Annotated in this window: 9 protein-coding genes; 1 reads left to right on the top strand and 8 read right to left on the bottom strand. The window is 47.7% G+C overall.

The features are described 5' to 3' along the window. From ACTIE6_RS09835 to ACTIE6_RS09800, 8 genes are all read right to left on the bottom strand, one after another. A partial coding sequence (locus ACTIE6_RS09835; protein ID WP_439556471.1) for a hypothetical protein occupies positions 1-3329 on the bottom strand: 3329 nt, incomplete at its 3' end. A gap of 11 nt (positions 3330-3340) precedes the next feature. Further along, the gene (locus ACTIE6_RS09830; RefSeq protein ID WP_439556470.1) at positions 3341-4909 is read right to left on the bottom strand and encodes a hypothetical protein; all 1569 of its coding nucleotides are present in this window, start codon (positions 4907-4909) and stop codon (positions 3341-3343) included. Positions 4910-4925: 16 nt separating this feature from the next. Next, complete coding sequence (locus tag ACTIE6_RS09825; protein WP_439556469.1) at positions 4926-5384, bottom strand: hypothetical protein; 459 nt, start codon at positions 5382-5384, stop codon at positions 4926-4928. A 21-nt stretch (positions 5385-5405) separates the two neighbouring features. Next, complete coding sequence (locus ACTIE6_RS09820; protein ID WP_439556468.1) at positions 5406-6692, bottom strand: hypothetical protein; 1287 nt, start codon at positions 6690-6692, stop codon at positions 5406-5408. Further along, positions 6692-7135, bottom strand: a complete 444-nt coding sequence (locus ACTIE6_RS09815) for a hypothetical protein (protein ID WP_439556467.1) — start codon at positions 7133-7135, stop codon at positions 6692-6694. Before ACTIE6_RS09815 ends, ACTIE6_RS09820 begins: the two co-directional genes overlap by 1 nt. Positions 7136-7145: 10 nt before the next feature. Next, positions 7146-7622 (bottom strand): hypothetical protein, encoded by a 477-nt coding sequence (locus tag ACTIE6_RS09810; protein WP_439556466.1) that lies wholly within the window; start codon positions 7620-7622, stop codon positions 7146-7148. 42 nt (positions 7623-7664) lie between these two features. Further along, positions 7665-8420 carry an outer membrane beta-barrel protein gene (locus ACTIE6_RS09805; protein ID WP_439556465.1) on the bottom strand — a complete coding sequence of 252 codons (756 nt, stop codon included), beginning with the start codon at positions 8418-8420 and terminating at the stop codon, positions 7665-7667. A gap of 226 nt (positions 8421-8646) precedes the next feature. Continuing rightward, on the bottom strand, positions 8647-8826 hold the full coding sequence (locus ACTIE6_RS09800; RefSeq protein ID WP_056281793.1) for a hypothetical protein: 180 nt from the start codon (positions 8824-8826) through the stop codon (positions 8647-8649). Positions 8827-8989: 163 nt separating this feature from the next. Between ACTIE6_RS09800 and ACTIE6_RS09795 the strand changes: the two genes are divergently transcribed. Beyond that, on the top strand, positions 8990-9436 hold a 447-nt coding region (locus tag ACTIE6_RS09795; RefSeq protein ID WP_439556464.1), incomplete at its 3' end, for an RNA polymerase sigma factor.

Genomic DNA, 9436 nt, shown 5'->3' with positions numbered 1-9436 from the left:
AAAAAGCTTCTGGTTTCGTTAAAAAAGTCATTTTTCCCGATCACCTCATAATGCTCGAACTTCCTGCCGGATACATTTATACGTTCACCCAAAATCAGCCCTTCCAGCCTGTCGGTTGGCGCAACATCATCGTCAATAATGATCAGTTTACTGGCCAGCCCTGCTGAGGGCTCGTCAGGGCCCGACACTTTTTCCATCACCACAATGCCGCCTGACGCTTCATCCTTATGCCCCGGCGATTGGATCTGCCCGATTTTGAGTGGTAAAAATGCCCTGCTGCCAATGCTTTTTTCGTAAATGGAATTGGCGAAGATCCCGTCCAGAAACTGCGATGCGATACCATCCGTTTCATAACGGCCGTAGTCGATCCAGTTGATAAATTTGGCCGCATTCCCGCCCCAGTGCAGCTTGAAAATATTCTCCTTCGCACGCCTGGAAAGTCCCGAACCCAGGAACTCATCCACGGCCAAGCAAAGGTGCCCCGCGTAAAACGACAATGCACCGAATTCGATCGCAAGAATGCGCCGCAGCCACGCAATGTCGGCATGTCCCGAATTTTTGCTGAGGTTGGAAGCGATATGTTTCTCTTCTTTCCGGAGCACGAAATTGAGCCGTGAAAAGAAAAGTTTTGAATCGTCCCTGACGTCGTTTAATGCACGGGTTGATTCTTCTGTAAAGAGCAGTGCGCACACGCGTGAATTCTTTTGCAGCAGCTGACCGATCTGTTTTCCGGCCAGTTTCACCGATGCGTCCAGCCTGATTTTGCTGTCAAACCAGATGCTGTAATCCGTTGTTCCACCGCCCACATCCAGGCAAAGCGCGCCGTCTTCCTTGTTTGCCGGACTGGTGCCGTCATTGTTGATCCGATCACTTGAAAAATATTCTCCTGCTGCAATTCCCTCCGTTGTAAAGCTGGGCCTTGTGTTAATGACAATTTTCCCGTTGTCTTTCGTGGTAATATTATAAATGGCCTGATATTCGTCAAACCTGCGCTTTTCCGCCCAGATAAATTTCCCTTCCGGAATGTCCTTTTCGCCGTCTTCCGATACATGCACGAAGTTTTCCAGCGCTTCCGTCCAGGCCCTTTTCATAGCCCGCACTTTGTCATCAGAATAGGACTTCGGATAAGTGCAACGGAACTCCATTCTGCCAACACGATTTTGCAAAAGGTCAATGATGACCAGAAAAACGGTAGACCGGATGAATGCGATCATGTTGGTCGTATCCTCATCCCATTTGATGTCTGTAAAAACGTAATTCGGATATTCGGGTTCGCTGGGAAAATATATGAACTGATCGAGCAGAATATCTTTCGTAATACCCGCCTTGAAAATCCGCAACAGGGTCGGAATCGGCAAATGCTGGTCTTCGGTCGGGACGAAAAAAGCGCGCGTGATCTTTTCCCTTTTCGACTTCTCCTTTTTAATGCTGCTTCCCGTCTGCGACTGCGGGTCCGAATTCAGGATGGATCTCACATATTTGGAAAAGCTGAAAACCCACCGCCTCGCATTTTCATTGGAGTAGCGATAAATGTTCGTGTTGGACGTTCCAAGGTCAACGCCGATAATGCTTTTGCCGGTAAATTGTTTACCCTCCACATCCGGATTCCTGCTCAGCAACACGAGACCATATGCCTGATTTCCCCGGTTGGCGCTGTTGATGGTAACTGCTTCCGGAAACGAGTTATAGCCCGAAATGCGGATAATTTCTGCCCGCTCGCGGTCCTGCGCGGTTTCAATTTTCTGTTCTTTCTGCGAAACGGTAATGCGCTCTGCAAAATTAAGGGGCGCGATTTTGAAGGAATCAATATTGGAACACAGCATAAAATACTGGCACCAGAAGTCGCCCAGGTAGTCAGGGAAGATTTCCAGAACGGGAACTTCCACTTCCACAATTTCGCCTTCTCCTTTCTGCAAACCTGATTTTGCCGTCCTGAATGTTTTCTTGATTTCCACACGCTGCCCGTCGATCAGCGGCAGGAAAAATGAAAAAATCACCTTTTCGTCTGTCTTGACAAAGCGTGGTTTCAATTTCTCCTGAATGTCGTCGGGAGTGAAGAAATAAAGGATTTCTTTTCTGAAAGGCAGGATAAATTCTGTTTCGTTGCCATTGAGAAAGGATTCGGACGTATTCAGGATATCGTCGTCTGTCTTATTCTTCAAAAGCGTGTCCGTCAGAAAGTAAAGTTCGGGCCGGATCCAGATAGAATCGTGGTTTTTGAGGTTAATGTTGTTGATAAACACGCCCGATTCTTCATTGAAAAATTTGCTGACCAGCGAATGCGTGTCGTCACCCAGCTCGCGGGGCGTTAACCCGTCCCACAAGGTTTTATTTTGCGATAACAGCGAGGGCGTAATTACAACCACTTCTTTATACCCCGATTTATTTTCGAGGTAACCTGATTTATTGCGCGACATAGATAGGCTGTAATCCGACTTCGTCCTGTCACTATCCACATCCCCTTCCACCAGCGGTGTAAGTATGTGCTGATAAATCTCGTAACGCGACAGGAATGCAGGCGGATTACGCCGGATCGCCTCGGGCATTTCCTCTGCCACCTTCACCTTGCTGGACTGGATGACTTTATCCTGCGCAATGCCCAATTCCTGCTTGATTTCCCTAAGCCAGTCGGCCAGCAGCCGGTTCATGTCGCCAATGTAAATGTGGCCCTGAGAAGGCGTATCGTTGGTTTGCGCAATGCGGTTGAATTTGTCGAGGAAATCTTCCAGCCATTTGCCCACATATTCCAGTCCCTCGTATTTCAAAGGCGGGCGCAGGTAACCTTCATTGTCTTTCAGCGAAAACCCGCGCAGGTCTTTGAGCTTGCGGTTGTAGTCGGCCGAGGTGTAAACGAGCGTTGCCGGCGACATTGCCCCGATCGCGATATCCCCGAATTTAATGATCAGAATGTCCGTCCACGCGTAAGTGGTACCATCGGATTGCAGCTCGATCGGTCTCGGTGCCAGGTTCACCAGCGCACGGCAAAATTTTTCATCATTAAACTGGACAGGCGAAATCTGCAGTTTTCCCAAATCGGGCTTCACAGAATGCAATGCGAGCAAACTCAGCAGCCCCTTCCATTCCTGCACAATGCGGTCTCGGAGCGGATGTTTTTCGGAGCTCAGTGCGCCCTGGAATGTAAGCGGCCGTGCGTAAATGTCGGGAATGGATGAAACGCCCCGCGTTTGTGCGGCCTCGTCTATTTCAATCCCGTTTCCTATATCGGTGATAACCCTTCGTTGCTTGTCCTCCCAGAGTGCATCCGCAGCAGGTTCGCTGATTTCAGCACCCACAGCCAGTTTAGGGAGATATAAATGTTTTTGTGACATGGATCAGCGCGTTAATTGTTGACCTGATTTTTGCGATTAAACCTGGCCGCAGCGTCAAAAAAGATGTTCAGATATTTGCTTCCGGCCGTGATGTTGTCCCTGATAATGGCATCCTGAAGTCCGTCGTCTCCCAGGAACGCATGAAACGTTTTGCGCTTGGAATCGCCTTTGATCAGTTCGCCAATATTCCCGATGTTGGTATCGGGATCAAACAGGTCAAGCTTTTTATTGGGCACGATCGCCCCGTTTACCAGCTTTTTGCTGTCGATCAGAAAGACCGTTTCGCCGTCATCCATAGAGCCGATCCAGTACAAAAAGGCATTCAGGAAATAATCTGCCGCCGCGTACAGGTCATTATTCTGATTGTGCCGGGGGTTATGCAGGTGGTTGTCTTCTTTCAAAACGCGACCAAAATTTTCCCTGTACCAGGTTTGCATGGAAACTTCGCTATGTGTCCTGCCCAGCTCTTTTTTTCCATAAGTGAGATAAGCGTAGGCAAAGACCGTAAAATCCGAGAGTGCCGTTTTGAATTTGCGCTTGTGCGCGGTCAGGCCGGCACTATCTCGCGTGAGCGGGAGCACATTCCAGCTAATCTTTTCAGTTTCCCGACTTGCCAGAAAGTATTTTTTGTTGTTTGCAGGTAACTGTGCGGGCTGGCTGAAAAAGTCAAACCCGGCCAGCGCGCTGACCATTTCGATGTAATGCGGCTTGTTTTGCTGGGTTGAACTGCCCGTGCTGAAATCCCCGACCTTTTGCGCCAGCGAGTCACCGATGAAGTAATATTGGTCAAAACCGAGCTGCTTGTCATTGTAATACTGCAAAGCCGCTTTCGTCGCTATCGGAAAATCACCTGTTGTGACAAACATCGGCTCTCCCGCACTGCTGACACTGTCCACCGAGAAGCTGAAATAAGGCAATACAAGTGCGCCGCCCAGCAAAACACGGCTCTGCTCCCCATTCAGCGTTGCCTGCATGGCATCATTGAACTTGATCAGTTGGCGAGAACCCAGCGTCGGAAAACCAGCGGCGCCTGTTCCACCAAAAATCGAGCCGACAATAAACACGCGCAGTTCATTTTCGCCGAAAGCATCAATCCCGTCCCAAAGCATTTTGAAAGGATATTCTTCCATCGGAGGGTCCGCCATAACCACCGCACCAATGGATGGATGTCCACGAAAACCCTTATTGAGCGAAGTGTTTAACTCTTTTTCAGTAAACAGGACATTCGCGAGATCTGCAATCTCGGGTTTGGTTTTTACAATGTTGTCATAGTTAATGTATTTCGCGAGCGTGTAATTGCTCTCTTCGAAAATGTTCCAGACAAACTGCTTGTCGCCCGGCGGGATCACAATTTCTGTTTTAAAAGAATTGTTGTTTTCTGTCCGCTGGAACTTGTTTCTGAGCTCAATATAATTCTTGATCAGTGTGTGTGTCCTGGTCAGGTTGCCATTTCCCTGATCGGGGTCGATCATGAAAATGTGCAGCTTATCCGGGCCCAGGCCTGCTGCGCATAAGTGAATAACCGATTCAATAACCCGGGAACCGGTCCCCCCGATTCCTATCAATACATTTTTTAACATGGTGGCGGGAGTTTAGCTATTTACCAAATGGGATGAACTTGACAGTCCGGGGAGAAAAGAGAAATGTGGTGAGCCAGAACAATGTAAATGTCAGCACGGAAAGCACCAGGAAGTAAATTACAAACCACTGCGATTCGATTCCTTCATTCCGGTTCCGGATCACTATTACAAATGCGAGCGCGACAGCTATGAGTACCTGCGCGAAAAACATAGTGCGCCATTTGGTTTTTGCAGCCGAGAGCTCACCTGCAACTTTCTCCTGGCTTCCGTAATAATACCAATAGGCTGCTGAAATGATGCTCAGCAAGGTACCTGCCCCGAAAATCAGCCGCAGCTCGGCGGCCAGCTCCTCGGGATACTTTTCAGCGAGGCTTGGGTTTTCGGAAAGATAGCTGGCGAGAAAAAAAGCAAAAACAACCCATAGCAATGCGCCAATCACGGCAGTCAGCAAATAATTAATCGGACTTTTGTTCATGTTGGTCGAGGTTTTGAAGGTTTATTTTTTTTCTAGATAGATGTAAAACTTGGCCATTTTCGGCTGCTTTGCCGTGGTGTGGCTGGTAGCGATATCGGTGACGAGCTTTACCAGGTTCAGGGTTTTCCCGGCCTGCACGCCATCGATGGAATCTGTGCTGATATCCTGGATCCATTTGGGCATAGCCAGTGGCACCGTGTTATCCAGCGTGAGGTAGACTGCGTAAGAATATTCACCTGCGGGATCTGCATTGGTGAGCCTGATGTCAGAAGAAATTTTACCACCTGAAATTTTCAGGTTTTCAAGCCTGATCTCCCCATCAGCGGCTGCCGAATCCTTGTCGGAAACCTTCCGTTTAAAAACCTGCGCTTTGACATTCTTCTCGGTAAAACCGGGCATGAACTGATCTGTTTGCAGGATTGCATCCAGGTGGAGCAGCGCTTCTTTTTCGTGTTCCTTCATCGTGAAGGCGAAGACAGTGCCGTATTGTTCGAGCGGCTTTTTAGGAAGACTGCTCCTGTTGATCGATTTGCTTTTCCTATCCTTTTCCAGCGTGACATCAAAGCTTTCGGCCGGGTGATTTGTGAGGATCAAAAACCGGTTCCCGCTGATATAAGGTTTGTTTTGCAGGCTTCGGAAAAGCAGGTTAATGTTAGTTTTGTCCCCAAAAATCAATGCAAAAAGCGGACGTGGTGCATTGACATTCAGGCGGCTGATCCCCTGCCCCAGGTCCCCGACGGAGCCATTAAAATTGCTGACAACACCCACAACGCCAATCTCGATCCCTTTCTGAATGCATTGCTCTTTGATCGTCCCGACGACTGAGTTGATGTCGTTGTTGTTATAAAACAGGTCCGTGATCAGAATGCTTACGCGCTTCGGGTCCGTGTTCTTGATCGTGTTGGCGAAGTCAGTTTTGTTGTTCAGGGTTTGATCGGTAAAAATGGTTTTGTCATTTTTTGCCGAAATGAATTCGCTCCTCGAAATGCTGTCAACGCGGCTACCGTACTTGAAATATTTAATGTCTGTTTTCTTCCAGGTATTCTGACAGGTCGATTCGATATCATCCACAAAATGTCCGAAATCGCTTTGTCCAGGGACCGAAAAGCCTTCCATCGATCCGGTCACATCGAGGTAAACATCTACATTGAGCTTATCTGCCCCGGCTGATCGGTTACCTGTGATTTCCGATTTATCAAAATTCCATTCGGGCCTGTCTGCCTCCTTTTTACCTGTGTCCGTGCAGCCTCCCGACAGCCCGATCAGCAATGCAACCGGCACGAGCGATATGTAAAAGTTATTCATCATTATTTCGACTTTGAATTTCCATTGATCATAACCTTTGTAATTGCTTCGGGTACTTTGGCGATCCGGAGCTGGATCAGTCCGTCCGTCGTTACATTGAACCGGCTGGGCCCGGCCTGGATTTTCTGAATGATCAGGCGTTTTGAAAATCCGGCATTATGGAGCTGAATCACATGTTCGTTTTGCATGAGGTCAATGGGCGTAGTTGATGTGAGCATTACCTCGATGATCGGCTCCGGCAGCTTTACACTTTTTAGTGCGAGCAACCCGGGCACCGACATATCAAAGCGGCGTTCGCTCATGTTAATTTTTTGTTTGATCAGGTTAGCCGAAACTTTGGCCTGGTGCATGGCAACAACATCATCGTTACGCAGCACCTCGGCTTTCTGCCCATACAGGTTCTGAACGGCCAGGATAATGGCCATGAATAGGAATGCGGTTTTCATCTGTAATAGTTTAATTATATCTCACCCGAAAGCGACCGTCACGGATTGAAAGTTTCTTGGTTCCATACCCGTCTTCATTGTAGACATCGTACGAGAAGGTACCCTCGACGACATCGTTGTCAGCACGGGTAATGGTGCATTTGCCATTAGTAGGTTTACCTGCATTGCTGTAATCACCGGATGAATAATCTTCGTACCGACTATTGGAATACATGGCCGAATTGATCTTCAGCGTCTGCGATTTACCTGTCAGGGCTCCTTCTGTCGAAAAGGCCAGGCCAGCATAATCGCTGGTGAATGCGCCGAGCTGAAATTGTGAAGCATAGGTTTTGTTTTCGGCGAAATAATCCTCTTCACCCTCATACCTGAAATCTTCACCATTTACACTGGCATACACATAAATGTCCGGCATCTTTTTCGGAGAATTGTCGCTGTCGCAACCTCCCAGGAGAAATAGGAAGAGGGGAATGAGCAGATATTTTTTCATGATAAAGGCTGGTTTACAATGGAATGTGCCTGTATTAACTGCTTAGTAGTCTTTGATCGTGAAGAAATATGCGAGGCGGATTCCGGCTGTGAGATGTCTTACGAAATACTTAGAATCTTCTCTTGCCATCGGCATCCATTTTGTCACAGAAGGTTGCGCAAACAAGGATATTTCTAGCGGCCGGTCACCCAATGGGATTTCTTTGGCGACAGAAAAATTTACATTCAGGTCAAACGGTTTTACACTGTCAAAATCGGGATCTGTACCGATATCGAGTTTTTCCGTATCGGATTCGGACTCGCCTCCGCCACTGTACTTCGATTTACCCTTGGCGCTAACCGCGAAATTGAAGCCAGGGCCTGTGATTATTTTGAACCCACTGTCGCCCAGGCGGAAGCTAAACCACACCGGAATTTCAAGGTAGGTGATCGAATGCGTTGTTTTGGCTTTTAAAGATTGTACCTCGCCGTCCCAATCGGTAAAATTTCCTTTGAACTTGTATTTGAGGCCTTTAACGTTAAAGATGAGCCCGCTTTGCAGACTGATCTTTTCGCTTATCCCATAATCAATCAGCGCTCCGGCCTGGATTCCGGCAACAGGAGGGAAACTCCCTTTGGAAGACAGATCGTAATCATCCAGGTAATCTTCCAGAAAACCATCCGTGTAAAGATCTTTTAGCGCGGTCGACAGCATAGGAACAGTCACGCTTGGTCCTATAACCGGGGCAATCTTAATACTTTGGGCAAATGCACTTCCGCAGAAGGCCAGCATGAGAAGAGAAATGGAAAGAGATTTCATAATGAGTTGAGTTGCTTGGTTAGTTTTTGCAGGATTTGAATTGAGGATATGATTTGAGACTTCATAACTGAATGCACATTCCGGCAGGCGAGGTAAAGTGTGTTTGAAACTTTTTTTTGATTGAGCTTAAATCGTTCTTAACGTAATTCTATATACGTAACAGCAAATTTTCAAAGCAGCTTTGGCTGCCGAAACCGGAGTTGCGACAGCCAAAGCATATCGTCGGCTACGCTCCGCCACCCGGGCCGCTGGGTTTCACAGGAGGCCCTGTGGAATCCGGCGCAGTCTCGATGACCGGCTTAATGTTGGTTGATTGTTTTTCGCAGGAAGCAAGGCAAAGCATTCCCGTTACAGCAAGGCATACTCCCACGGAGCGACCATGCGCCAAAAGCACTGTCAGTTTCATTTTTTCGAAGGATTAAAGTGAGAAACAAACTGAGCAGGACTGGCGCCTTGGTCCGCTCTTCCTCCCTTTATCGGATAGCCTTGCACTTTTTCACATCTTTTTTCAATTAATTTTTACCTTATTTGATAAACAGGGCATTAACAGGTAAAATGACCTTTTTCACATGGCCAAACGCTACTCAGACCAGGAACTGATTTCAATGCTGCTGTCGACGGAAATCCGTATGCATAACAATGCGCTCGGGTTTCTTTACAAAACTTACGAGCCGATGATTTTCCGGCTGGTCACTTCCAACAGTGGCTCACGCGAGGAAGCGGAAGAGATTCTGAACGATGTGGTTTTTACATTTTTCAAGAATGCCCGAGCCGGGAAATACGAACAGCAGGAGGCCAGGATCAGCACTTATATTTACAGCGTTGCGCGGCGAAAATGGCTTACCGAACTGAAAAAGCGGAACATAACTCCACGCAATACCGAAGATTTCGAAGACTTTACGTGGACAGGAGAAGCAGATGATTCCCAGTTTATCGATTACGAGAACCGCGAACTTGTGGATAAGCTGCTGGGAATGCTTGAACCCAAATGCGAAAAATTACTAAGAGCATTTATG

It is taken from the genome of Dyadobacter sp. (genome assembly GCF_051859145.1).
GTDB lineage: Bacteria > Bacteroidota > Bacteroidia > Cytophagales > Spirosomataceae > Dyadobacter.
The sequence above is the reverse complement of the archived record's forward strand: the minus strand, read 5'-3'. Positions and strand labels throughout refer to the sequence as shown.